Source organism: Saccharopolyspora sp. CA-218241, assembly GCF_050954615.1.
GTDB classification, from domain to species: Bacteria; Actinomycetota; Actinomycetes; order Mycobacteriales; family Pseudonocardiaceae; genus Saccharopolyspora; species Saccharopolyspora cebuensis.
Genome location: NZ_CP191860.1, coordinates 1,617,823 through 1,640,969, shown reverse-complemented (window position 1 = coordinate 1,640,969; position 23,147 = coordinate 1,617,823). Strand labels below are relative to the sequence as shown.

Below are 23,147 nucleotides of genomic sequence, written 5' to 3'. Positions count from 1 at the left end.
CCACGAACGAACGTCCCCCGATCGCACCGTGAGTGAGGGGCACCCTTGCCCGAGTTGGGGGTCCTTTGAGAATGCGGCGGAGCCGCATGCTGTGAGGCCGTCAGCCGGCACCGCCGCGGGTCCTCAGCGGCCTTCTCGCGAGGACGCCCTGATGCCGTGTATTGGAATACATCAAGAAGGGCGCCCGGAGCGAGAAGGCCGCTGAGGTTCCGCCACCCGCACCGCCAAGCAGGCCATTGGCGAAAGCGGTCCTTACTTGGGCAAGGGTGCCCCTCACTCAGTTCACGGTCGGGTGGCGCCGGTGTGTTGTGCGCTTCAGGTGGTGAGCCAGGCGGTGCATTCGCCGGGGAGGGTGCCGGTCCACTCCGGGACCGGGCCCGCGAACGCGTCGCTGCGGTGCAGCAGGCGCCCGGGCAGGTCGAGCTCGACGGGATCGGGCCCGAAGTTGGTGGCGCAGACCAGTCCCGGTTCGCGGGTGAAGACCAGCACGCCTTCGGGGGCGTCGAGCCAGCGCAGCGTCCCGTCACCGAGCGCCGGGTGCTCGCGGCGGATCCGCAGCGCCTCGCGGTAGGTGCGCAGCACCGAGGCCGGGGCCTCGCGCTGGGCGGCGACGGTGCGGTCGGCCCAGCGCGCGGGGGCGGGCAGCCAGCTCGCCGCGGTCGTGCTGAAACCGAACGGGGGATGCGCACCGGACCACGGCATCGGCACCCGGCAGCCGTCGCGCCCCCGGTCGGCGCCGCTGGAGCGCTGCGGGTCCTGGAGCACCTCCTCCGGCAGGTCGAGCACCTCGGGCAGGCCCAGCTCCTCGCCCTGGTAGACGTAGACCGAGCCGGGCAGCGCGAAGCTCAGCAGCGCCGCGGCGGCCGCCCGCCGCAGACCCCGCTCCCCGTCGCCGTAGCGGGTCACCGGCCGCCGCACGTCGTGGTTGCCGAGGACCCAGGTGGTCGTGGCGCCGACGCGCTCGGTGGTGGCCAGGGATTCGGCCACCACGGTCCGGAACTCGGCCGCCGACCAGGGCGCCTCCAGCAGCGCGAAGTTGAACGCCTGGTGCAGCTCGTCGGGGCGGACGTAGCGGGCCAGCCGCTCGCTGGTGGGGGCCCACGCCTCCGCGACGCCGATCCGGCCGCCGTCGTAGGAGTCCAGCAGCCGCCGCCAGTCCCGGTAGATCTCGTGCACCTCGTCCTGGTCGAAGTAGGGCAGCTCGGCCCGGCCGAGCAGGGAGATCTGCCGGTGCAGACCGGTGTCGGGCAGGTCGGGGTGCTTGATCATGCCGTGCGCCACGTCGATCCGGAAGCCGTCGACGCCCCGGTCCAGCCAGAACCCGAGGATCTTGGCGAACTCGGCGCGGACCTGCGGGTTCCGCCAGTTCAGGTCGGGCTGCTCGGGGGCGAACAGGTGCAGGTACCACTGCCCGTCGGGCACCCGGGTCCACGCCGGGCCGCCGAAGATCGACTCCCAGTCGTTGGGCGGCAGCGACCCGTCCGCGCCGCGGCCGTCGCGGAACAGGTAGCGCTCGCGGGCCGGATCACCGGGCGTGGCGGCCAGCGCCTCGACGAACCACGCGTGCTGGTCGGAGGTGTGATTGGGCACCACGTCCACCAGCACCCGCATCCCGAGCTCGTGGGCGCGGGCGAGCAGGTCGTCGAAGTCGGCCAGCGTCCCGAATCGCGGGTCCACGTCGCAGTAGTCGGCGACGTCGTAGCCGCCGTCGGCCATCGGCGAGCGGTAGAACGGGGTCAGCCACACCGCGTCGACGCCGAGGTCGGCGAGGTGGTCGAGGCGGCCCCGGGCTCCGGCCAGGTCCCCGTTCCCGTCACCGTCCCCGTCGGCGAAGCTGCGCACGTAGAGCTGGTAGACGGCGGCGGAACGCCACCACTCGGACTGCACGGGCATTGCGTCTCCTCGGACTCGTTCGGCAGCATCGGTCGGTCCCGCTACGACGGGGGCGCAGCGGTCGATTCGCGGACGATGAGCGTCGGCCGGAACATCCGGCTGAAGCTGGTGGCGCGGCGCGGCGGCTCGTCGGGGTCCAGGCGGCGGGCGAGCTCGTCGACGGCGGCGGCGGCCATGTCGGCGATCGGCTGGGCCAGCGTGGTCAGCGCGGGCTGGCAGTAGGCGGCCAGGCCGATGTCGTCGAAGCCGACCACCGACAGGTCCTCCGGAGTGCTCAGCCCGCGCCGCTTGGCCTCGCGCATCGCGCCGAGGGCCATCACGTCGGAGGAGCACAGCACGGCGGTCGGCCGGGGCCCGTCGAGCAGCTCGGCCATCGCCGCGGCCCCGCCCTCGGCGCCGAACGCGGCGTGCGCGACCAGCTCCGCGGCGGGCTCCACCCCGGCCTCGTCCAGCGCGGCGGACCAGCCCGCCTGCTTGAGCCGGGAGGGCAGCGCGCGGGCGGGGCCGCTGACGAAGCCGATCCGGCGGTGGCCGAGGTCGAGGAGGTGGCGGGCGGCGGTGTAGCCGGCCAGGTGCTCGTCGACGGTGATGTCGGGGACGTCGAGGCTGGGCGCGCAGCCGTTGACGAACACCATCCGGACGCCCTCGCCGAGCAGCTCCTCGTACTCGCGGCGACTCCGGCGCTCGTCGCTGTCCGGGTTGGCGATCTCCGGTGAGACGAAGATCATGCCCTCGACGCCGCGCGCGGTGAGCATCTGGACGTAGTCCTTCTCCGACATCGCGGCCCGCGTGTTGCACAGCAGCGAGGCGTAACCCGCTTGCGCCGCGCGGGATTCCAGCGCCTCGGCGAAGGCCGGGAAGACCGGGTTGGACAGTTCCGGGACGAGCAGGCCGACGACCCCGGTGCGTCGCAGCGCGCCGAGCCCGCGGGCGGTGTGCGGCAGCTGGTTGAGGACGTCGAGCACCCGCTGCCGGGTGTCCTCCTTGATGCCGGCCCGCCGGTTGAGCACCCGGCTCACCGTCGACACGCTCACCCCCGCCGCCTTGGCGATGTCGGCCAGACCTGCCACTGCCCGTTCCTCCTCCGACCGAAATATTTTGCAGACGCGTCCCGGTCCCGATCGGCGACGCTCCTCGATGATGACTCAATCGTAGCCCGAAGTCCTTGACTTACGTCACATCAGAGGTATGCAATTTAACGCCATCCGGAAGAAAATTTTTGCAGGAGGTTGCCTCCGATGAGATCCAGAGCCACCGCCGCCGCCACGGCCGCGGCACTCGCCTGCCTGCTCGCGGGCTGCGGTTCCAGCGCCGGGGGCGACCCGGGAACGGTCGTGTACTGGGACACCAGCGGCGCCGGCGAGAGCGCCGTGTTCACCGAGATCGCGCAGGAGTGCGGACGCACCGGCGGCTACGCCGTCGACGTGCAGACGGTCGCGTTCGACCAGGCGCTCAACAACTTCAAGACCGCGGCGCAGGGCGGGCAAGGGCCGGACGTGCTGCGCGCCGACGTCGGCTGGGTCGCCCAGCTCGCCCAGGCCGGGCTGATCCAGGACCTCAGCGGCACGCCGTTGGCCGACACCGCCGACTTCCTCCCCGAGCCGGTCGCGTCCACCCGGTACGACGGCAAGCCCTACGCGGTCCCGCAGGTCACCGACACGCTCGCGCTGCTCTACAACGAACGGGCGCTGGCCGAAGCGGGCGTGGAACCGCCGCGCACCTGGGCCGACCTGGAGCGGATCGCCCCGGCGCTGGGCGGCGACCGGGCCATGTTCCTGAACAACGACGCCTTCTACGCGCTGCCGTTCCTCTACGCCGAGGGCGGCGACCTGGTCGACACCGGAACCAGGACGATCACCGTGGACTCGCCGGAGAGCGTGCGCGGGTTGAGCATCGCCAAGGACCTCATCGACTCCGGCGCCGCGCGCACCGCGCTCGACCAGACCAACTCCTACGGCATCATGAAGGCCGCGTTCACCTCCGGCGAGGTCGCGATGGTGCTGGACGGCCCGTGGGTGATCCCCGAGCTGTCGCAGTCCGAGCTGTTCGCGGACGGGCAGAACCTCGGCATCGCCCCGGTGCCCGGCCCCGGCGGACCGATCGGCGGGCACGACTACGTGCTGCGCCAGGGCAGCGACGCCACCGGGAACGCCACCAAGTTCGTCGAGTGCATGAGCAGCACCGCCAACCAGGCCGCGATCGCCGAGCGGCTCGGCCTGCTGCCGACCCGGCGCTCCGCCTACGACGAGCCCGCCGTGGCCGACCACCCGGTCGTCTCGGCGTTCCGGCCGCTGGTGGAGAACACCCTGCCGCGCGCCTGGATCCCGGAGGGCAACGAGCTGCTGGAACCGCTCAAGACCGCCTACGCGCAGGTGCTCGCCGGGCACGCCGACGCCGGGACCGCGCTGGACCGCACGGCGGGGATCTACCACGAGACCGTCCTCGACGGTTACACGCGGCGATGAGCAGCGCGCCGACCGCCGAACGGCGTGCGGGCGGCCCCGCGCGCCCGGACGCCCCACCGCGCCGCCGAACGGTCCGGGACTTCCTGCAACGCCACTGGTTCGGCTACGCGATGGTGCTGCCCGTCGCACTGGTGCTGGCCGTGCTCGTGGTGCTCCCGCTGCTGCAAGGCGTCTACTTCAGCCTGACCGACATCAACGACACCACCATCGCCAACCCGGTGCTGGACCGGCCCGCGCGCTACGAGTGGGTCGGGCTGGCGAACTACCTCGACGTGCTCTCCGGCGACCCGGCCTACGGCGCGTTCTGGGCGACGCTCGGGCGCACCCTGATCTGGACCTTCGCCTGCGTGTTCCTGCACTACGCCATCGGCCTGGGACTCGCCGTGCTGCTCAACCGGCAGGTGCGCGGGCGCGGCGTGTACCGGGTGCTGCTGATCCTGCCGTGGGCGGTGCCGGTGTTCATCAGCGCCTTCGCCTGGAAGTACCTGTTCAACTCCGAGTACGGGCTGATCAACTGGCTGCTGGAGCTCGTCGGGCTGCCCGGCCAGGTCTGGCTGGGGCAGTCCTGGCTGGCGCTGGTCTCGGTGATCGCGGTCAACGTCTGGCTCGGCGTGCCGTTCATGATGGTGGCGCTGCTCGGCGGGTTGCAGAACATCCCGGGCGAGCTCTACGAGGCCGCCGAGATCGACGGGGCGAACGCCTGGCAGCGGTTCACCGGCGTCACGCTGCCGGGGCTGCGGTCGGTTTCGGGCACGGTGGTGCTGCTCGGGGTGATCTGGACCTTCAACATGTTCCCGGTGATCTACCTGATGACCGGGAACAACCCGAACACCCGCATCCTGGTCACCTACGCCTTCGAGCGCTTCTTCGCCGGGGCGACCCGCGACTACGCCATCGCCTCGACCTACGGCGTGCTGATCCTGTCGGTGCTGCTGGTGTTCGCCACCGTCCACCGCCGCGCGATGCGCAGGCAGGGAGAGGAGCTGTGATGTCGATCGAGGCGGCGACGCTGCGCACCACCGCGGCGCCGGCCCCCGGGAGGAGCAGGCGGCGGCGGTCCCGCGCGGCCAGCGCCGGGCTGCACGCGACCCTGGCGCTCGCGTCGCTGGTCGCGGTGTTCCCGGTGTTCTGGGTCGTGGTGGTGTCGTTCAAGCCGAACGCGAAGGCCGTCGAGACCACCCCGACGCTGTTCCAGGACGCGACCTGGCAGAACTACGCCGACGTGCTGTCCGGGGACAAGGGCGCGTTCCTCCAGTGGTTCGGCAACTCGGTGGTCATCGCCGCGGCGACCACGGTCCTGGGCGTCACGCTGGCGGCCACCACCGCCTACGCGGCCAGCCGGTTCCGCTTCCCCGGCCGCGGCAAGCTGCTGCTGGCGTTCCTGCTGGTGCAGATGTTCCCGTTCGCGGTGCTGATCGTCCCGCTCTACAACATCCTGCTCAGCATGGGGTTGCAGGGCAGCGCGCCCGGCCTGGTGCTGGTGTACTGCTCCACCGCCATCCCGTTCTGCACCTACATGCTCAAGGGCTACTTCGACGGCATCCCGCAGGAGATCGACGAGGCGGGCCGGGTCGACGGGCTCGCCCCCTTCGGCGTGTTCTGGCGGCTGGTGCTGCCGCTGGCCCGGCCGGGGCTGGCCGTCACCGCCTTCTACGCGTTCATCACGGCGTGGAGCGAGGTGGCGTTCGCCTCGGCGTTCCTGTCCGCCGACGACGGCTCGAAGACGCTGGCGGTCGGGCTCCAGGTGTTCGTCCAGCAGAACCGGGCCGAGTGGGGGCACCTGTCGGCGGCCTCGGTCATGGTCGCGATCCCCGCCGTGATCGTGTTCTACCTGGTGCAGAAGTTCCTGGTCAGCGGCCTGTCCTCGGGCAGCGTCAAGGGCTGACCCGAACCTCGCCCGAAGTGGTCGTGAGTGAGGGGCACCTTCATCCGGCTTACTCGGATGAAGGTGCCCCTCACCTCGCTGGGTTCACCCGGACGGGCCACGCTTCTAGAGTGGTGGGGTGAGGCGGTTCGAACTCGGTGGTGGCCCGCTGGTGCTGGACGGCGGGCTGGCCACGGAACTCCAGGCGCGGGGGCACGACCTCGGCGACGCGCTGTGGTCGGCCCGCTTGCTGGCCGACGAGCCCGAGGCGGTCGTCGCGGCGCACCGGGCGTTCTTCGCCGCCGGGGCCGACGTCGCGACCACCGCGAGCTACCAGGCGAGCTTCGAGGGCTTCGCCGCGCGCGGGATCGACCGGCGGGAGGCCGCAGCCCTGATGCGGCGCGGCGTGGAGCTGGCGCGGGAGGCCACCGACGGTCATCCGGACCGGTGGGTGGCGGCCTCCGTCGGCCCCTACGGCGCGGTGCTCGCCGACGGCTCCGAGTACCGCGGGCGCTACGGGCTCACCCCGCGCGAGCTGCACGACTTCCACCGGCCCCGGCTGGAGGTGCTGGCCGAAGCCGGACCGGACGTGCTGGCGCTGGAGACGGTTCCCGACCTCGACGAGGCCGAGGCGTTGATCGACGCGGTGACCGGGCTGGGCCTGCCCGCCTGGCTGTCGTTCACCATCGACGGGGACCGCACCCGCGCCGGACAGCCGCTCGCGGACGCCTTCCGGTTGGCCGCCGCGGCCGAGGAGGTGATCGCGGTCGGGGTCAACTGCTGCTCCCCCGACGACGCCACCGGCGCGGTCGCGCTCGCCCGGGAGATCACCGGCGCACCGGTCGTGGTCTACCCGAACAGCGGGGAGATCTGGGACGCCACGGCCCGGGACTGGACGGGACCGGCCGTCCCGCCGGCCGAGCGCGCCCGCCGGTGGCGCGCCGACGGTGCCGGGCTGATCGGCGGCTGCTGCCGGGTGCCGCCCGCCGGGATCAGCGCGCTCGCCGCCGCGCTGCGCTGACCACGGGCGGGCCGCCCCGGTGCGGAGCGGTCCGCCCGGGGCGGCTCAGGTCACCTGGGACGGCTCAGGTCACCTGGGCGCCGACGTGCACCGCGACCCCGGAATTCGGGGCGATCGTGGCGGTGAAGGTGCCGTCCGCGGCGATCTCCACGGTGCCGCCGGAACAGCCGCCGTCGGTGGGCTCGCCGCTGAGCACGTCGCAGTAGGTCCCGGCGGGCAGCGACGTCTGGAAGGTGCGGGTCAGCTCGCCGCCTTCCCGGTTGAAGGCGATGTGGCCGACCTCGCCGCGGCCGAAGGCGAGCTGACCGCCGCCGTTGTCCCACCAGTTCGTGATCGGGGCGTCCCCGGCCGCGACGTGGAACCCGGCCATCCCGGCGATCATCGGCCGCCGGTGCTCGCACACCCACGCCGGGTCGCCGCAGTCGGCCGGGAGGGTGGTGCCGTCGGCCGCGGCGGGCGGCCCGGCGTCGGTGTCGTCGAAGGCGAAGCTGGAGATGAGCTGCGGCGTGCCGTACGGGTGGGCCAGTTCGAAGGCGATGGCCAGGTCGTAGGTGGCGCCGTCCTTGTAGGTCAGGGTGGGCGTGCTGCGCTGGGTGTCGTGGTTGTCGATGAACACGACGGCCTGCTCGCCGGGCAGCGTCATCTGCTGGTCCAGGAACCCGAGCTGCGCCAGCGTCCCGTTCTTGAACGCCTCGCTGACCCGGCCGTGGTAGGCGAACTCGGTGACGTCGCCGTTGCCCGCGTACTCCGCCGCGGAGGTGGTCCCGTCGGCGATGACCTCCTGGAAGACGTACGGCCGCGCCCCGGTGCCGGGCACGTCGCGCACCGCGCCGAAGATCGCGCCGACGTCCTCCGGCGGCATGTGCTTGACCCCGTCGACGCGGAAGCCGGACACCCCGAGCCCGACCAGGTCGTTCAGGTAGGCGACGAGGGTGTCGCGGACGTACCCGCTGCCGGTCTTGAGATCGGCCAGGCCGACCAGCTCGCAGTTGCGGACCTCCCACTTGTCGGTGTAGTCCGCGATGTCCCGGCGGCACCCGTGGAAGTCGCCGTCCTGGTAGATCCCGGGGTAGGCGTACTTCTCGAACTCCGAACCGCCGTTGCCCGGGCCGCTGCCCACCGAGCCGCTGCCGGTCATGTGGTTGACCACGGCGTCGACGTAGACCTCGACGCCCGCGGCGTTGCAGGTGTCGACCATCGCGGCGAACTGCGCGCGGTCCCCGCGCCTGCTCTCGAGCTGGTAGCTGACCGGCTGGTAGTCCTGCCACCAGGGATGCCCCTGGTCGGGGAGCACGACGTGCTCCTGCGGCGGCGAGACCTGCACCGCGCCGAAGCCCCGGGGACCGAGGAACTCGGTGCACTCGCGGCCGACCGACTCCCAGGGCCACTGGAACATCTGGATGATCGGACCGTCCACCGGCGCGGCGGCCGGGCGGTCCCCGGTCGGCGCCGGAGCTGCCCCGGCCGGCGGGACCAGCGCGGCCGGGATCAGCGCGGTGCCGGCCAGCGCGGCGACCGCGACCAGTACGGGTAATCGCATGGCAACCTCCTCATCGATGTCGCCCCACGATCACATTTCCTTGCGGCTGTTAAGTCAATACTCCACCAGTACCGGTCTCACCAGCCAGATCGCCTGCAAAAGTTTGCAAAGCCGGGTGCGGATCCGGGCTCAGGGCAGCACCTCGGCGAGCTCCGCGGTCGCCGCCGCACCGTAGGCCGCCTCGAAGCGGCGCAGCGCCCGCCTGCGGTCCCACGACCACTCCTGGGTCCCGGTCACCTCCAGCACGTGCACCGCGATCAGCGAGCCGAGCTGCGCGGCGCGCTCCACCGGCAGGCCGGACTCGATCCCGGCCAGGAACCCGGCCCGGAAGCCGTCGCCGACGCCGGTCGGGTCCACCCCGGCCGCGGCGGGCACGGCGGCGGTGCGCACCCGATCCCCCGACGGGCCCACGAGCTCGGCCCCGGCGGCACCCAGGGTGGTGATCCGGGTGCCCACCCGCTCCTGGACGTCCTCGGCGGTCCAGCCGGTCTTCTGCCGCAGCAGGCCCCACTCGTACTCGTTGGTGAACAGGTACTCGGCGCCCGCCACCAGCCGCCGCGCCTGCTCCCCGGTCAGCCGGGCGAGCTGCTGCGAGGGGTCCGCGGCGAAGCGGTAACCGCGCTGGCGGCACTCCTCGGCGTGCCGGAGCATCGCGGGTGGATCGTTCGGGCTCACCAGCACCAGGTCCACGTCGCGGGCCACCACGACCGGCGCGAGCTCGATGTTGCGCGCCTCGGCCATCGCCCCCGCGTAGAACGAGGCGATCTGGTTGAACTCCTCGTCGGTGGTGCAGACGAACCGCGCGGTGTGCGCGACCTCGGAGACGTGCACCCCGGCGCAGTCGACGCCGTGGCGCTGCAACCACGACCGGTAGTCGGCGAAGTCGGCGCCCACCGCCCCGACCAGCACCGGGCGCATCCCCAGCACGCCGAGCGCGAAGGCGATGTTGGCCGCGGTCCCGCCGCGGCGGACCTCCAGCCCATCGACGAGGAAGCTCAACGACACCCGGTCGAGGTCGCCCGCGACGAGCTGCTCGGCGAAGCGGCCGGGGAAGTGCATCAGGTGGTCGGTGGCGATGCTGCCGGTCACGGCGACGGGCACGGTGGCGCTCCTGCCTGCTGGATCGCGGTCGAGGAGCCGACCAGGCTACCGGCGCGGCGCCGGAGCGGCCCGGGGGACAATGGCGCCATGCGGGAAGTGGGGATCCAGGACGACACCATCCGGCTCGGTCAGCTGCTCAAGCTGGCCGGGCTCGTCGAGCACGGCGCGGAGGCGAAGGCGCTGCTGGAGGAGGAGCAGGTCGAGGTCAACGGCGCGGTCGAGACCCGGCGCGGCAAGCAGCTCGGGCCGGGCGACGAGATCGTGCTCGGCGGCGAGGCCGTCCGGGTCGTCCGCGACTGACCCGGACGCACGCGGAGGCCGGCGCCCTCGGGCACCGGCCTCCGGCGAAATCGGGCGACGAGCGCGTCAGTGGAACGAGTCGCCGCAGGCGCAGGAGCCACCCGCGTTCGGGTTGTCGATGGTGAAGCCCTGCTTCTCGATGCTGTCGACGAAGTCGATCACCGCACCCTGCACGTACGGGGCGCTCATCCGGTCGACGACCACGCCGAGACCGCTGAACTCCACCCGGGCGTCACCGTCGAGCGTGCGCTCGTCGAAGAAGAGCTGGTAGCGCAGGCCCGCGCAGCCACCCGGCTGGACCGCGATGCGCAGGTGCATGTCGTCGCGCCCCTCCTGCTCCAGCAGAGCGGAGGCCTTCTGCGCGGCGCTGTCGGTCAACGTGACGCCGTGGGCGGGCGCCTCGGTGGTGGTGTCTGGAGCGGTCATGGACTCTCCCTAGAGATCTCGCTCGTCCGATTCCGGCATGAGGTCCAACCCCACCCGGAGCCGGGCTATTCCCCGGGTCGGGCCCGTGGGGAGTGGCCCGGGGACGATCGGTCGTACTCCACCCCTCATGGTGGCACACGTTCGCGGCGAACAGGCGGGACGTGCCTGGTCGATGTCCGCATCACTCCGGCGTGTCCGGTCTCGTACAACGCCCCGGACGGCGTCGAATACCCTGGAGGGGTGAGGTTCCTTCGCCGCAGCGACGCTGAGCAGACCGCGACCACCGATCCCGAGGCCCAGGACGACGGGACCGGCGCGGAGCACGCCCCGAACCGCACGCCGAAGAAGGGCCGCCCGACGCCGTCCCGCCGCGAGGCCGAGGGCAGGCGGCGGGGGCCGGTGGCACCTCCGCCCAAGACCCAGCGGGAGGCCGCCAAGCGCGCCCGGGGCACCAAGCAGGAACGCCGCGCCGCCGCCGCGGAGCGCCGCGAGCGGATGATGGCGGGCGACGACCGCTACCTGATGCCCCGCGACCGGGGGCCGGTGCGCGCCTACGCCCGCGACATCGTCGACACCCGGCGGCACCTGATGGGGCTGTTCATGCCGCTGGTGCTGGTGGTGTTCGCCACCACGCTGGTGCAGAACCTCCTGGTGCAGCAGTACGCGACGCTGCTGTGCCTGGCGCTGCTGATCACGATGGTCGTCGAGGGGACCATCCTCGGCCGCCACGTCAACCAGCGGGTGCGGCGCAAGTTCCCCGATGCCAAGGACCGCCCGTTCGCGCTGGGCTGGTACGTGTTCACCCGCGCCATGCAGATCCGCAAGCTGCGGGTGCCGCGCCCGCGGCTCACCCCCAAGGACGCCGCCACCCTCGGCTGAGCGCCGCCTGGGGCGGCGACCCGCGCCGGATCGCCTAGGGTCGGGCGCATGGAGTTCCGTCGTCTCGGCAGCAGCGGCCTGTCCGTCAGCGAGATCGCCTACGGCAACTGGCTCACCCACGGCTCCCAGGTCGAGGAGGAGCGGGCGGTCGAGTGCGTGCGGGCCGCCCTGGACGCGGGGATCACGACGTTCGACACCGCCGACGTCTACGCCGCGACCCGCGCCGAGTCGGTGCTGGGCCGGGCGCTGTCCGGGGTCCGCCGCGAGGGCGTGGAGATCTGCACCAAGGTCTACTTCCCCACCGGTGCGGGCCCCAACGACCGGGGGCTGGGCCGCAAGCACGTCGTGGAGTCCTGCCACGCCTCGCTGCGGCGGCTGGGGACCGACCACGTGGACCTCTACCAGGCGCACCGGTTCGACCACGAGGTGCCGCTGGAAGAGACCATGACGGCCTTCGCCGACCTGGTCCGCCAGGGCAAGGCGCTCTACATCGGGGTCTCGGAGTGGACCGCCGAGCAGATCACCCGGGGCGCCGAGCTGGCCCGCGAGCTGTCGGTGCCGCTGATCTCCAACCAGCCGGAGTACTCGATGCTGTGGCGGGTCATCGAGTCCCAGGTGGTCCCGGCCGCCGAGCGCGAGGGCCTCGGGCAGCTCGTCTGGTCACCGCTGGCCCAGGGCGTGCTCACCGGCAAGTACCTGCCCGGCCAGCAGCCGCCCGAGGGCTCCCGCGCCACCGACGAGTCCGGTTCGGAGACGATCGCCCGCTGGATGCACGACGAGGTGCTCGAAGCGGTGCAGCAGCTCACCCCGATCGCCGCCGACCTGAACCTGTCGATGGGGCAGCTCGCGGTGGCCTGGGTGCTGCAGAACCCGAACGTCTCGGCGGCGATCATCGGCGCGTCCCGGCCCGAGCAGGTCGTGGACAACGCCGGTGCCGCCGGGGTGGTGCTCGACGAGGACGTGCTCGACGCGATCGACGACGTCCTCGACGACCTGATCACCAGCGACCCACGCCGGACCGGCTCGCACTGAACGCCCGCCACCGCCCCGCCGGCCCGGGGCGAGCGCAACACGAGGAGGTCGGGTGGCAGCCCGCACGCTGGTGCTCGGAGGGGCCCGCTCCGGCAAGTCCGCGCACGCCGAAGGGCTGCTGCCCGCCGACGCGGACGTCGACTACGTCGCCACCGCCCGGCGCGACCCGGACGACGCGGAGTGGTCGCGGCGGATCGCCGCGCACGTCGAACGCCGCCCCGCGAGCTGGCGGACCGTCGAGGCCGGTCCGGACGAGCTCGCCGCGGTGCTGCTGGCCGCCGGGCCGGACCGGTGGCTGCTGGTCGACGACCTGGCGACCTGGCTGACCGCCGCGCTCGACGACGCCGGGGCGTGGGAGCGCGACCCAGCGGCGCTGGCCGCGGTCGCCGACCGGTGCGCCGAGCTGGTCGACGCCGTCGCGCGGTGCCGCTGCCGGCTCGTGCTGGTCTCCGCCGAGGTCGGGTTGGGCGTCGTGCCGGGCACCAGGTCTGGAAGACTCTTCCGCGACGAGCTGGGAGCGCTCAACGCCCGGCTCGCCGAGGGGTGCGACGACGTGCTGCTGCTCGTCGCGGGCATCCCGCTGCGGCTGCGCTGACCGGCCGCCGAGGAACACGGAGGTTTTTCGCTTGTCCACCGATCCCGCCTTCCCGACCGTGCCGGAGCCCGACGACGAGGTCCGGCAGCAGGCGCGGGAACGGCAGGCGCAGCTCACCAAACCGGTCGGCTCCCTCGGGCGCCTGGAGGAGCTCGGCACCTGGGTCGCGGCCCGGCAGGGCGTCTGCCCGCCGCGCCCGTTCGCCCGGCCCCGGGCGGTCGTCTTCGCCGGGGACCACGGCATCGCCCAGCACGGCGTGTCGGCCTACCCCGCCGAGGTCACCGGCCAGATGGTGCGCAACTTCCTCGACGGCGGCGCGGCGGTCAACGTGCTCGCCGACAACGCGGGGGCGACCGTGCGGGTGGTCGACCTCGCCGTCGCCGTGGATACCTCCGAGGCGATCAGCACGCACAAGGTCCGCCGGAGCTCGGGCGTCATCGACCGGGAGGACGCGCTCACCGAGGACGAGGTGGACGCCGCGATCCGGGCCGGCCGGACCATCGCCGACGAGGAGATCGACTCCGGGGCCGACCTGCTCGTCGCCGGGGACATGGGCATCGGCAACACCACCCCGGCCGCGGTGCTGATCGCGCTGCTCACCGGGACCGAGCCGGTCGCCGTGGTGGGGCGCGGCACCGGCATCGACGACAACACCTGGATGCGCAAGGCCGCCACGATCCGCGATGCGCTGCGCCGCGCCCGCCGGGTGATCGACGACCCGGTGGCGCTGCTGCGCACCTCGGCGGGGGCCGACATCGCCGCGCTGACCGGCTTCCTCGCCCAGGCCGCGGTGCGCCGCACCCCGGTGCTGCTGGACGGCGTCGTGGTCGGGGCCGCCGCGCTGATCGCCGAGGAGCTCGCGCCCGGAGCCCGGCAGTGGTGGCTGGCCGGGCACCGCTCCGCCGAGCCCGGTGGCCCGCTCGTGCTCGAACACCTGGACCTCACCGCGGTGCTGGACCTGGACATGCGGCTCGGCGAAGGCTCCGGTGCGCTCACCGCGCTGCCGCTGCTCACCGCCGCGGTGCGGCTGCTCGGCGAGATGGCGACCTTCGCCGAGGCCGGCGTCAGCGGGAGCTGAGGTGGGCGGACTGCGCCTGGCCCTGTCCTGGCTGAGCGTGCTGCCGGTGCCGGTCGGCCGGGTCGACGAGCGCGTCGCCCGGCACGCCATCACCGCCGCACCGCTGGTGGGCGCCCTGCTGGGCGCGCTGGCCGCCGCCGTGCTCGGGTTCGCGACGCTGCTCGGCGCCCCGCCGCTGCTCGCCGGACTGCTCGCGGTCACCGCGCTGGCGCTGCTCACCAGGGGGATGCACGTGGACGGGCTGGCCGACACCGTCGACGGGCTCGGCTGCTACGGGCCGCCGGAACGGGCGCTGGCGGTGATGCGCGACGGCGGCGCGGGACCGTTCGCCGTGGTCGCGCTGATCCTGGTGGTCGGCGTGCAGGCGACCAGCCTCGCCGAGCTGAGCGCCGAACCGGCAGCGGTGGTGCTGGCCTGCGCCGCGGGGCGGGCGGGCTTCCTGGTCTGCTGCCGCACCGGGGTTCCCGCCGCCCGGCCGGAGGGCCTCGGCGCGCTGGTGGCGGGCAGCCAGCGGCTGCCGGTCGTGCTGGCCTGGTGGGCCGGGCTGGTGGCGCTCGGTGCGCTCGGTGCCGGCGCCGGCCTGCTCGGCTGGGGCGCCGTCGCCGGGCTCGTGCTGGCGCTGGCCGCCCTGCTCGCCGTCGTCGAGCACGTCCGGCGCCGCTTCGGCGGGATCACCGGTGACGTGCTCGGCTTCGCCACCGAGGTCGGCACCACCCTCGTGCTCGCGGCAGCCGCCTCCAGTTGAACCCCGGGACCGGCGGGTCGTGGGTGCGGGGCACCCCGTACCAAGTCATGCGGTACAGGGTGCCCCGCACTCATTCCTCGACGGGTGAGTCCTCGGCTGGTGCTCAGGCCAGGGGGACCATCCAGCCGTGCTCGTCGGCGACGGTGCCCTTCTGGATGCCGGTGAGCTTCTCGCGCAGCGTCATCGTCACCGGGCCCGCCTGGCCGTCGGCGACGGTGAACTCGCCGTCGCGGTGCTTGACGTGGCCGACCGGGGTGATCACCGCGGCGGTCCCGCAGGCGAAGACCTCGGTGAGCTCGCCGGAGGCGGCCCGCTGCTCCCACTCGTCGACGGTGATCCGGCGCTCCTCGACCTTCATGCCGAGGTCGCGACCCAGCTCCAGCAGCGACGAGCGGGTGACGCCGGGCAGCAGGCTGCCGCTGAGCTCCGGGGTGACCAGCGTGGCGTCGGCACCGGAACCGAACACGAAGTACAGGTTCATGCCGCCCATCTCCTCGACGACGCGGCGTTCCACGGCGTCGAGCCAGACCACCTGGTCGCAGCCCTTCTCCACGGCCTGCGCCTGGGCGGCGAACGAGGAGGCGTAGTTGCCCGCGAACTTCGCGGCCCCGGTGCCGCCCGGCACCGCGCGGACGTACTCGTGGCTCAGCCACACCGTCACCGGCGTGACGCCGCCGGTGAAGTACGAGCCCGCCGGGGAGGCGATCAGCGCGTACAGGTACTTGCTCGACGGGTGGTTCACGCCGAGCCCGACCTCGGTGGCGATCATGAACGGCCGCAGGTACAGCGAGCTCTCGCCCTCACCGGGGACCCAGTCGGCGTCCTCGGCGACGAGCTGGCGCAGCGACTCCAGGAACAGCTCCTCCGGCAGCTCGGGCATCGCGATCCGCTCCGCCGAGCGCTGGAAGCGCTGCGCGTTGGCGTCCGGCCGGAACGCCGCGATCGAACCGTCGGGCTGCCGGTAGGCCTTGAGGCCCTCGAAAATGGCCTGCGCGTAGTGCAGGACCGAGGTCGCCGGGTCGAGCTCGATGCCGCGGTAGGGCTCCAGCCGGGCGTCGTGCCAGCCCTGCCCGCTCTCCCACCGGATCGTCACCATGTGATCGGTGAAGAACCGCCCGAATCCCGGACTCGCCAATACTTCGGCCCGTCGCTCGGCACTGGCCGGCTGCGGGTTGGGGGAACGGGAGAACGACAGCGATTCAGGCATGGCAACACCGTATCGCGCGCCCACGAGCAGTGGAAACCGACTCGGCGAAACTCGGACTTCCCAATGTCGCCCGTCCACCTACCGGCCGGATCCGGAGAGCCGGGGGCGATCGCGCCGAGCATCCCGGCACCGGCCCCGGCCGCGCTGAACGGCTGCGGCGAGCGGACTCGCTGCCTGCGCGGGACCGGCGTGGCGTTCGACGGCGTTGCCGTCGGTCGCCGCGGCTCCGCTGCGACCGATGGCAACGCCTTGCGCCGATCCCCGCTCGGCGACCGCGCCCCATTGCCGGAGCCTCCTATGATGACGTCATGACCAACGCGCAGAACGCGCCCGTCCCAGCCGGGCCCACCACCACGTCGCAGGACGTGCTCGCCGCGACGATGGCCGCGCTGATGCCGCTCGGCGCCGGGTTCACCGTCACCCTCGGCTACCTGTGGCTGGACATCTTCGGGCTGATCGTCGGGCTGGGCGCCGTGGCGGGCTGGGCGTACTGGTGGCGCAACAAGCACGGCGCCTTCTTCCCGGCCGACCTGCGCGGCGGTTCGGTGGGCGGCTTCGGCGCGCTGGTCGCGGTGATCGGGCTCTTCTTCCTGATCGCCCTCGTCCCCTGAGCCCGCCGGGCTCCTGAGCCGCCGCGTCGAGCACGGCGGTCCGGGGCTCAGCCGAGCAGCAGGGAGGGCGGCAGGGCGGGAGCCGTCCAGGACGGGTTCGGCCGGGCGTCGCAGTAGGTGCCGTCGAACGGGAACCGGCCGGCCTCGGCGGCCTCGATCATCCGCTCGCCCTCGGTGCGCAGCCGACGCAGGTGGTCCGCGCCGAAGCGCCCGGCGGCCACCGCCGGTCCCACCTCGTGCTCGTCCTTCCAGCTCCACCGGCCGTCCGGAAACACCTCCAGGTCCAGCACGCCGTCGACCCGGATCACCCCGGCGGCATCGCGCCCCAGCGGCACCTCCAGGTTGATGTACCAGTTGCGGAAGCGGCCGTCGGGCTCGAAGAACCACCACACCGAGGACCAGCGCCGCTCCTGCACCAGCCGCAGGTTCGGTCCGCCCCGCCAGGACGACCTGGCCGCCACCCGCGGGGTGGTGAACCGCTCGGCGAGCGGGAGCTCCCGCGGTGACCGGCCGTCCGGCGCGGTGGTGACCCGGATCTCGGTGCCGGGCAGCACCCAGCACAGCAACCGGTCCCCGTCGTCGTCGACCACCCGCGCCGGGTGCACCGCGCCCAGCGAGGAGTCCAGCCGCTGGAAGCGGTAGAGGACCCGCTCGCCCGGCCCCCACACGGGGCGCTGCTCGATCGGGTTCGGGGACGCCGCCCCGGCTGTCGTTCTCAGCATGACCGCCTCAGCTCCAGCGACGGGAGACCGCTCCCATCACGACCGGACCGACGATGACAACCGCCAGCGTCGCAAGCATCGCGGCGATCGGCATGCTCATCAGCAGAACCACCGAGAGCCCCATCCCCGCGCAGGCCGCCCGGGTCGGCCAGCGCCGCTCGTCGGCCAGCAGCACCCGCGCCGCCGCGCTGCCGAAGGCGTGGTGCGCCAGCAGGCAGCAGGACGCGACGGCCATCGCCACCACCGGGTCGACCAGCAGGACCAGCACCGCGGCGGCCCCGCCGACCAGCAGGTCCTGCACGTACGGCGTCCCGTGGGCACCGAACCGCCGCAGCGCACCGGGCAGGTCGCCGTCCTCGACCGCGGCCGTGGTGGTCGGTCGCGCCGATTCGAGCACGGCGAGTAGCACCGGCAGCAGGGCGACGGCGGCGGCGGTGCACAGCAGCGGGGCCAGTTCGGCCGCCGCGGCGGCGCCCAGCAGGTCGCGCAGCGGCACCGCGGACAGCGCCAGCCGCGCGGCCCCGAGCTGGTGCAGCGCCGACCAGCCGAGCGCGAGCAGCACCACCGCGGCGACCACCAGGGCCAGCAGCACCGCGCGACCGGACGCGCGGGGCGTGAAGCGGTCGTCGTCGGGCTCCGGGGCGCTCAGCCGCTCGAAGCCGAGGAAGGCGAAGAACAGCAGCCCGGCCGCGCCCGGGATCCCCACCGCCTCGTCCGCGCCGGACCGATCACCGGCCATCGCGGGGGCGGGCGGGATGGCCCAGCACAGCACCACCACGATCGCGAGCACCCCGAACATGAGCAGCAGCCACGCCCACGCGGCGCCGCCCCGGATGCGCAGCCCGGCGGTGGCGGCGAGCACGACCAGCAGCACGGCCACCGCCCCGGTGGGACCGGCCGCGGCGGGCAGCAGCAGCTCGCCGAGCGCACCCGCCACGGCCGCGAGCGCGGCGACGTGACCGGCGAGGTGCGCGCTGGAGGTGATCCGCGCGGGGAGCACGCCCAGCCGGGAGCGGGACGCGGCGTACACGGCGGCCCCGCCCGGGTAGTGCTGCGCCTGGTACGACGTGGCGGTCGCCGCGCAGCCCGCCGTCACCGCGGCGACCACGACGCCGACCAGCGACCACGGTCCCGCGGCGGCCGCGGCGGGCGCCATCCCCAGGACCGCGCCGCCCCCGATCATGCCGCCGAGGGCGAGCGGGAGCGCCGCCGCGCTGGAGGCGAGCCGTCGGGACGTGCCGAGCCGGAGAGCCACGCGACCACCCTTCCAGAAGGAAGTCCGCTCGTTCAGCCCCCTGTCGGTTGATCCTCGCAGTGGAGCCGGTGCCGCGAACCAGCCTAGCCGGGGCGCGGAACCGCCCGGTCCGGACGCGCCCGGTACCCGCTGCCCGATCACCGCACCGGCGGGGGGCTTAGAGTGCGCGGAGGACCCGCTGCTGTTGCGCAGCGCAGCCGCACGCCCGGAGGAAACGTGACACCGAAACTCGCCCTCACCGACAGCGCACCGCACAAGCTCGCCGTGGACGCCCTCGTCATCGGCGTCGTGCAAGGCGAACCCGGCCTGGAGCTCGGCCCCGGCGCCGAGGACGTCGCCGACGCCTACGACGGCGACCTGCTCGCGGTGCTCGGCTCGCTGGGCGCCACCGGGAAGTCCGGCGAGGTGGTCAAGCTCCCCGGCGGCAAGCTCCGCGCGGACCTGCTGGTGGCGGTTGGGCTCGGCCAGCGCGGCGACAGCGGCGCGGTCCCCGCCGAGGCGATCCGCCGCGCCTCCGGTGCCGTCGCGCGCTCGCTGGCCGGGGTGGGGCACGCCGCGACGACCTTGTCGGCCACCGAGCTCTCGGCCGCCGTGCAGGGCACCGTGATGGGCGCCTACAAGTTCACCGGCTACAAGTCCGCGGCCGGGACGACCCGGTGGGCAAGGTCGAGTTCGTCGTCCCCGACGACGGTGCCGACACCGCCCGCCAGGCGCTCAAGGGCGCCACCGCGATCGGCGAGGCCGTCAACACCGCGCGGGACCTGATCAACACCCCGCCGAACGACCTGTTCCCCGCGGCGTTCGCCGAGCGCGCCACCGAGCTGGGCCGCGCCGCCGGCCTGGAGGTCGAGGTGCTCGACGAGAACGCGCTGCGCAAGCAGGGCTTCGGCGGCATCCTCGGCGTCGGTTCCGGCTCCTCCCGACCGCCCCGGCTGGTCCGGCTGCGGCACCGGGGCGGCAAGTCCGCCGCGAAGGTCGCGCTGGTCGGCAAGGGCATCACCTTCGACACCGGCGGCATCTCGCTCAAGCCCGCCGCGGGCATGGACGAGATGACCTCGGACATGTCCGGGGCCGCCGCGGTGGTCGCCACGATGGTGCTGGCCGCCAAGCTGAACTACCCGCTGGAGATCATCGCCACGGTGCCGATGGCCGAGAACATGCCCTCCGGCACCTCCTACCGGCCCGGTGACGTGCTGACCATGTACGGCGGCACCACCGTCGAGGTGCTCAACACCGACGCCGAGGGCCGGCTGATCCTCGCCGACGCGATGGTGCGGGCCTGCGAGGACGGCCCGGACTACCTGGTCGAGACCTCCACGCTCACCGGCGCGCAGGTCGTCGCGCTGGGCAAGCGCACGCCCGGCGTGATGGGCAGCGAGGAGTTCCGGGACCGCGTCGCGCAGACCTCCCAGGCGGTCGGCGAAGGCGGCTGGCCGATGCCGCTGCCGGAGGAGCTGCGCGGCGAGCTCGACTCCAAGCTCGCGGACCTGGCCAACGTGACCGGGCAGCGCTGGGGCGGGATGCTCGCGGCCGGGCTGTTCCTCCAGGAGTTCGTCGCCGACGAGGTCGCCTGGGCGCACATCGACATCGCCGGTCCGGCCTACAACAGCGGGTCGCCGTGGGGCTACACGCCCAAGGGCGGCACCGGCGTGCCGGTCCGCACCCTCGCCGCGGTGCTCGCCGACATCGCCGACCGGGGCTGACCCCGCGAACCGGGTGCGGGGTGCCTTCATCCGACATGGCCGGATGAAGGTGCCCCTCACTCATGAACTGAAACGGGTGACGCTGCGCTCCGCTGCGACGACGGCGGGTGACGAACCGCTCACAAGCCTCACCGGATCGCGGGCCCGGAATGCCAGGATGGGGCGATGACGGAACTGAGACCAGCTCCCGCCCCCGCCCCCGCTCCCACCCCCGACCGGCACGGGTACCAGGTCGACGTGGTCTGGACCGGCAACACCGGCCAGGGCACCAGCAGCTACCGCGGCTACGAGCGCACCCACGAGGTCCGGGTCCCCGGCAGGGAAGCCATCGAGGCCTCCGCCGACCCCGCCTTCCTCGGCGACGCCAACCGCTACAACCCGGAAGAACTGCTGGTCGCGGCGCTGTCCCAGTGCCACATGCTGTGGTACCTGCACCTCGCTGCGGAGACCGGCGTGGTGGTCATCGGATACCACGACCAGGCCCGCGGGGTGCTCGCCGAGAGCCCGGTGGACGGCACCGGGCAGTTCGAGGAGGTCGTGCTGGCGCCGCAGGTCACGGTGTCCGACCGGGTCAGCCTGGACACCGCCGAGGCGCTGCACCAGCGGGCCCACGAGCTCTGCTACATCGCGAGGTCGGTGACCTTCCCGGTGCGCCGCGAACCGACCACCCGGATCGCGAACTGACCGCCCGGATCGTGAACTGACCCGGGACCCGGGGGCTCAGGCGTCGCCGCGCTCGCGGAGGATGCGCTGCCGCGCCTGGTAGTCGCGCATCCGCTGCGGGTAGCCGACCTTGGCGACCTCGTAGCAGGGCAGCCCCAGCCGCCGGGTCAGCTTGAACGCCGCCTCGGGGCCGTCGACCCGGCGCCGCGTCCACTCGCCGTCGTGGGCGATGAGCATCAGCGTGGTCTCGGTGACCGCGGTGCGGGGCTCGACGAAGCCCTCTACCCCGCGGCGCTGCCCGGCCCAGGCGACGAGATGATCGGCGTCCTCCGAGGACGCCTCGCGCCGGACACCGGCCCGCTTGCGTCCGCGCAGCCGATCGAACAGGCCCACCGCCATCGCCTCCGTTCACCAGGGGTTCCCTTCCGATGATGCCAGCATTCGAACCCGGTCGAGGCTGAATCGATCAGAACGCCGCCCGCCGCTGTGATCTCCGACGTCACAGCCGCGGATCGGACGGCCCACGTCGCGTCCGCACATCGTGTGGTGACAAGATGGCTGCTGGTGCCCTTGACCACTCGGTCCGCGGCGCCAACAGCGAGTCAACGATGCCTGTCGAGGAGTGCGAAGTGACCGACACGTCCGCCGATCTGGTCATTCTCGGCGGCGGTTCGGGCGGCTACGCCTGCGCTTTCCGCGCGGCCGAGCTCGGCCTTTCCGTCGTCCTCATTGAAAAGGACAAGCTCGGTGGTACCTGCCTGCACCGAGGCTGCATCCCCACCAAGGCGCTGCTGCACGCCGCGGAGGTCGCCGACTCCGCGCGCGACTCCGCCCAGTTCGGGGTGAAGGCCTCCCTCGAGGGCATCGCGATCGACGAGGTCAACAAGTACAAGGACGGCGTGGTCAACGGCCTGCACAAGGGCCTCCAGGGACTCGCCAAGGCGCACCAGGTCACCGTCGTCGAGGGCGCCGGGACGCTCGTGGACGCCAACACCGTCGAGGTCGCGGGCACTCGCTACACCGGCAAGAACGTCGTGCTGGCCACCGGTTCCTACTCCAAGTCGCTGCCCGGGCTGGAGCTCGGCGGCCGGGTCATCGCCAGCGAGCAGGCCCTGAACCTGGACTTCGTCCCGGAGAAGGTCGTGGTGCTCGGCGGCGGCGTGATCGGTGTGGAGTTCGCCAGCGTGTGGCGCTCGTTCGGCGCCGAGGTGACCATCGTCGAGGCGCTGCCGCACCTGGTCCCCAACGAGGACGAGTTCGCCTCCAAGCGCCTGGAGCGCTCCTTCCGCAAGCGCGGCATCACGTTCAAGACCGGCGTCAAGTTCACCGGCGCGGAGCAGACCGACTCCGGGGTCACCGTCAGCCTGGAGAACGGCGAGACCTACGACGCCGACGTGCTGCTGGTCGCCGTCGGCCGAGGGCCCAACACCGCGGGCCACGGCTTCGAGGAGGCCGGCGTCACCCTGGAGCGCGGCTTCGTGCGCACCGACGAGCGGTTGCGCACCAGCCTGCCCGGCGTCTACGCCGTCGGCGACATCGTGCCGGGGCTGCAGCTCGCGCACCGCGGCTTCCAGCAGGGGGTCTTCATCGCCGAGGACATCGCCGGGCTGAACCCGCCGGCGATCGACGAAGCCGGGATCCCCCGGGTCACCTACTCCCACCCCGAGGTCGCCTCGGTGGGCCTGACCGAGGCCGCCGCCAAGGAGCGCTACGGCTCGGTCGAGACCTTCACCTACGACCTCGCGGGCAACGGCAAGAGCCAGATCCTCAAGACTTCCGGCGCGGTCAAGCTGGTCCGCGCCACCGAGGGACCGGTGGTCGGCCTGCACCTCATCGGCGACCGGGTCGGCGAGCTCATCGGCGAGGCGCAGCTCATCTACAACTGGGAGGCTCTGCCCGAGGACGTGGCGCCGCTGGTGCACGCCCACCCGACCCAGACCGAAGCCCTGGGCGAGGCCCACCTCGCCCTGGCCGGCAAGCCGCTGCACGTGCACGGCTGACGTCGGCGCACGCAGCCAAGCACCCCGCCACACCACGAGGAGTCAGC

The 23,147-nt window shown here is 73.1% G+C and carries 22 protein-coding genes and 1 pseudogene; 14 read left to right on the top strand and 9 right to left on the bottom strand.

Annotated features, from left to right (window positions below; translation table 11 throughout):
• Nucleotides 1–315: 315 nt before the first annotated feature.
• Both ACQP0T_RS08025 and ACQP0T_RS08020 read right to left on the bottom strand, forming a co-directional pair.
• Nucleotides 316–1,887, bottom strand: a complete 1,572-nt coding sequence (locus ACQP0T_RS08025) for a glycoside hydrolase family 13 protein (protein WP_433873622.1) — start codon at nt 1,885–1,887, stop codon at nt 316–318.
• Between the two features lie 47 nt (nt 1,888–1,934).
• Nucleotides 1,935–2,963: a LacI family DNA-binding transcriptional regulator gene (locus ACQP0T_RS08020; RefSeq protein WP_345365136.1), complete on the bottom strand. Its 1,029-nt coding sequence runs from the start codon at nt 2,961–2,963 to the stop codon at nt 1,935–1,937.
• Between the two features lie 168 nt (nt 2,964–3,131).
• Between ACQP0T_RS08020 and ACQP0T_RS08015 the strand changes: the two genes are divergently transcribed.
• The 4 genes from ACQP0T_RS08015 to mmuM all read left to right on the top strand — a co-directional run bounded on the left by ACQP0T_RS08015 (nt 3,132) and on the right by mmuM (nt 7,243).
• A complete protein-coding gene (locus ACQP0T_RS08015; protein ID WP_433871993.1) occupies nt 3,132–4,358 on the top strand; it encodes an extracellular solute-binding protein in 1,227 nt (408 codons plus the stop codon).
• Nucleotides 4,355–5,347 carry a carbohydrate ABC transporter permease gene (locus ACQP0T_RS08010; protein ID WP_433871992.1) on the top strand — a complete coding sequence of 331 codons (993 nt, stop codon included), beginning with the start codon at nt 4,355–4,357 and terminating at the stop codon, nt 5,345–5,347. Before ACQP0T_RS08015 ends, ACQP0T_RS08010 begins: the two co-directional genes overlap by 4 nt.
• Nucleotides 5,347–6,243, top strand: coding sequence for a sugar ABC transporter permease (locus ACQP0T_RS08005; protein WP_433871991.1), 897 nt, complete (start codon nt 5,347–5,349; stop codon nt 6,241–6,243). The genes ACQP0T_RS08010 and ACQP0T_RS08005 overlap by 1 nt, the downstream gene beginning before the upstream one ends.
• Nucleotides 6,244–6,361: 118 nt before the next feature.
• Nucleotides 6,362–7,243 (top strand): homocysteine S-methyltransferase, encoded by an 882-nt coding sequence (gene mmuM / locus ACQP0T_RS08000; RefSeq protein ID WP_433871990.1) that lies wholly within the window; start codon nt 6,362–6,364, stop codon nt 7,241–7,243.
• Between the two features lie 64 nt (nt 7,244–7,307).
• Here mmuM and ACQP0T_RS07995 read toward each other — a convergent pair whose 3' ends face one another.
• On the bottom strand, nt 7,308–8,783 hold the full coding sequence (locus ACQP0T_RS07995) for an alpha-amylase (RefSeq protein ID WP_433871989.1): 1,476 nt from the start codon (nt 8,781–8,783) through the stop codon (nt 7,308–7,310).
• A gap of 129 nt (nt 8,784–8,912) precedes the next feature.
• Entirely contained in the window at nt 8,913–9,842 is a 930-nt protein-coding gene (locus ACQP0T_RS07990; RefSeq protein WP_433873620.1) for a carbohydrate kinase family protein, read from the bottom strand.
• Nucleotides 9,843–9,971: 129 nt separating this feature from the next.
• Here ACQP0T_RS07990 and ACQP0T_RS07985 point away from each other — a divergent pair, with 129 nt between their 5' ends.
• A complete protein-coding gene (locus ACQP0T_RS07985; protein ID WP_433871988.1) occupies nt 9,972–10,184 on the top strand; it encodes an RNA-binding S4 domain-containing protein in 213 nt (70 codons plus the stop codon).
• Nucleotides 10,185–10,250: 66 nt separating this feature from the next.
• Here the strand turns inward: ACQP0T_RS07985 and ACQP0T_RS07980 are convergent, their stop codons facing one another.
• A complete protein-coding gene (locus tag ACQP0T_RS07980) occupies nt 10,251–10,610 on the bottom strand; it encodes a HesB/IscA family protein (protein ID WP_345365122.1) in 360 nt (119 codons plus the stop codon).
• 240 nt (nt 10,611–10,850) lie between these two features.
• Between ACQP0T_RS07980 and ACQP0T_RS07975 the strand changes: the two genes are divergently transcribed.
• Genes ACQP0T_RS07975 through cobS form a run of 5 tightly spaced genes read left to right on the top strand, consistent with a single transcriptional unit; the run spans nt 10,851 to nt 14,939 of the window.
• Entirely contained in the window at nt 10,851–11,489 is a 639-nt protein-coding gene (locus tag ACQP0T_RS07975; RefSeq protein ID WP_433871987.1) for a DUF3043 domain-containing protein, read from the top strand.
• Nucleotides 11,490–11,537: 48 nt separating this feature from the next.
• Complete coding sequence (locus tag ACQP0T_RS07970; RefSeq protein ID WP_433871986.1) at nt 11,538–12,521, top strand: aldo/keto reductase family protein; 984 nt, start codon at nt 11,538–11,540, stop codon at nt 12,519–12,521.
• A gap of 52 nt (nt 12,522–12,573) precedes the next feature.
• Complete coding sequence (cobU, locus tag ACQP0T_RS07965) at nt 12,574–13,116, top strand: bifunctional adenosylcobinamide kinase/adenosylcobinamide-phosphate guanylyltransferase (protein ID WP_433871985.1); 543 nt, start codon at nt 12,574–12,576, stop codon at nt 13,114–13,116.
• Nucleotides 13,117–13,147: 31 nt separating this feature from the next.
• Nucleotides 13,148–14,194: a nicotinate-nucleotide--dimethylbenzimidazole phosphoribosyltransferase gene (gene cobT / locus ACQP0T_RS07960; protein WP_433871984.1), complete on the top strand. Its 1,047-nt coding sequence runs from the start codon at nt 13,148–13,150 to the stop codon at nt 14,192–14,194.
• Between the two features lies 1 nt (nt 14,195).
• Nucleotides 14,196–14,939, top strand: a complete 744-nt coding sequence (gene cobS / locus ACQP0T_RS07955) for an adenosylcobinamide-GDP ribazoletransferase (RefSeq protein WP_433871983.1) — start codon at nt 14,196–14,198, stop codon at nt 14,937–14,939.
• Nucleotides 14,940–15,042: 103 nt separating this feature from the next.
• On the opposite strand, the gene ACQP0T_RS07950 is transcribed toward cobS, so the two are convergent.
• A complete protein-coding gene (locus ACQP0T_RS07950) occupies nt 15,043–16,146 on the bottom strand; it encodes a branched-chain amino acid aminotransferase (protein WP_433871982.1) in 1,104 nt (367 codons plus the stop codon).
• Nucleotides 16,147–16,454: 308 nt separating this feature from the next.
• Between ACQP0T_RS07950 and ACQP0T_RS07945 the strand changes: the two genes are divergently transcribed.
• Nucleotides 16,455–16,757 carry a hypothetical protein gene (locus tag ACQP0T_RS07945; RefSeq protein WP_433871981.1) on the top strand — a complete coding sequence of 101 codons (303 nt, stop codon included), beginning with the start codon at nt 16,455–16,457 and terminating at the stop codon, nt 16,755–16,757.
• A gap of 47 nt (nt 16,758–16,804) precedes the next feature.
• On the opposite strand, the gene ACQP0T_RS07940 is transcribed toward ACQP0T_RS07945, so the two are convergent.
• Nucleotides 16,805–17,479 (bottom strand): DUF402 domain-containing protein, encoded by a 675-nt coding sequence (locus tag ACQP0T_RS07940; RefSeq protein ID WP_433871980.1) that lies wholly within the window; start codon nt 17,477–17,479, stop codon nt 16,805–16,807.
• A gap of 7 nt (nt 17,480–17,486) precedes the next feature.
• Nucleotides 17,487–18,734, bottom strand: a complete 1,248-nt coding sequence (locus ACQP0T_RS07935; RefSeq protein WP_433871979.1) for an amino acid permease — start codon at nt 18,732–18,734, stop codon at nt 17,487–17,489.
• A 216-nt stretch (nt 18,735–18,950) separates the two neighbouring features.
• Between ACQP0T_RS07935 and ACQP0T_RS07930 the strand changes: the two are divergent.
• Together ACQP0T_RS07930 and ACQP0T_RS07925 are read left to right on the top strand one after the other, a co-directional pair.
• A pseudogene (locus tag ACQP0T_RS07930) lies at nt 18,951–20,437 on the top strand (leucyl aminopeptidase).
• A gap of 165 nt (nt 20,438–20,602) precedes the next feature.
• Nucleotides 20,603–21,121, top strand: coding sequence for an OsmC family protein (locus ACQP0T_RS07925; protein ID WP_433871978.1), 519 nt, complete (start codon nt 20,603–20,605; stop codon nt 21,119–21,121).
• Nucleotides 21,122–21,157: 36 nt separating this feature from the next.
• Here the strand turns inward: ACQP0T_RS07925 and ACQP0T_RS07920 are convergent, their stop codons facing one another.
• The gene (locus tag ACQP0T_RS07920; RefSeq protein ID WP_345365098.1) at nt 21,158–21,493 is read right to left on the bottom strand and encodes an oxidoreductase; all 336 of its coding nucleotides are present in this window, start codon (nt 21,491–21,493) and stop codon (nt 21,158–21,160) included.
• Between the two features lie 236 nt (nt 21,494–21,729).
• Between ACQP0T_RS07920 and lpdA the strand changes: the two genes are divergently transcribed.
• On the top strand, nt 21,730–23,100 hold the full coding sequence (lpdA, locus tag ACQP0T_RS07915) for a dihydrolipoyl dehydrogenase (protein ID WP_433871977.1): 1,371 nt from the start codon (nt 21,730–21,732) through the stop codon (nt 23,098–23,100).
• Nucleotides 23,101–23,147: the final 47 nt, after the last annotated feature.

What these genes read in the sequence shown, in the direction of transcription:
- ACQP0T_RS08015 (WP_433871993.1), top strand. Translation starts at nt 3,132, where the DNA reads ATGAGATCCAGAGCCACCGCCGCCGCCACGGCCGCGGCACTCGCCTGC.
- ACQP0T_RS08010 (WP_433871992.1), top strand. Translation starts at nt 4,355, where the DNA reads ATGAGCAGCGCGCCGACCGCCGAACGGCGTGCGGGCGGCCCCGCGCGC.
- ACQP0T_RS08005 (WP_433871991.1), top strand. Translation starts at nt 5,347, where the DNA reads ATGTCGATCGAGGCGGCGACGCTGCGCACCACCGCGGCGCCGGCCCCC.
- ACQP0T_RS07995 (WP_433871989.1), bottom strand. Translation starts at nt 8,783, where the DNA reads ATGCGATTACCCGTACTGGTCGCGGTCGCCGCGCTGGCCGGCACCGCG.
- ACQP0T_RS07990 (WP_433873620.1), bottom strand. Translation starts at nt 9,842, where the DNA reads ATGCACTTCCCCGGCCGCTTCGCCGAGCAGCTCGTCGCGGGCGACCTC.
- ACQP0T_RS07985 (WP_433871988.1), top strand. Translation starts at nt 9,972, where the DNA reads ATGCGGGAAGTGGGGATCCAGGACGACACCATCCGGCTCGGTCAGCTG.
- ACQP0T_RS07980 (WP_345365122.1), bottom strand. Translation starts at nt 10,610, where the DNA reads ATGACCGCTCCAGACACCACCACCGAGGCGCCCGCCCACGGCGTCACG.
- ACQP0T_RS07970 (WP_433871986.1), top strand. Translation starts at nt 11,538, where the DNA reads ATGGAGTTCCGTCGTCTCGGCAGCAGCGGCCTGTCCGTCAGCGAGATC.
- ACQP0T_RS07950 (WP_433871982.1), bottom strand. Translation starts at nt 16,146, where the DNA reads ATGCCTGAATCGCTGTCGTTCTCCCGTTCCCCCAACCCGCAGCCGGCC.
- ACQP0T_RS07945 (WP_433871981.1), top strand. Translation starts at nt 16,455, where the DNA reads ATGACCAACGCGCAGAACGCGCCCGTCCCAGCCGGGCCCACCACCACG.
- ACQP0T_RS07940 (WP_433871980.1), bottom strand. Translation starts at nt 17,479, where the DNA reads ATGCTGAGAACGACAGCCGGGGCGGCGTCCCCGAACCCGATCGAGCAG.
- ACQP0T_RS07925 (WP_433871978.1), top strand. Translation starts at nt 20,603, where the DNA reads ATGACGGAACTGAGACCAGCTCCCGCCCCCGCCCCCGCTCCCACCCCC.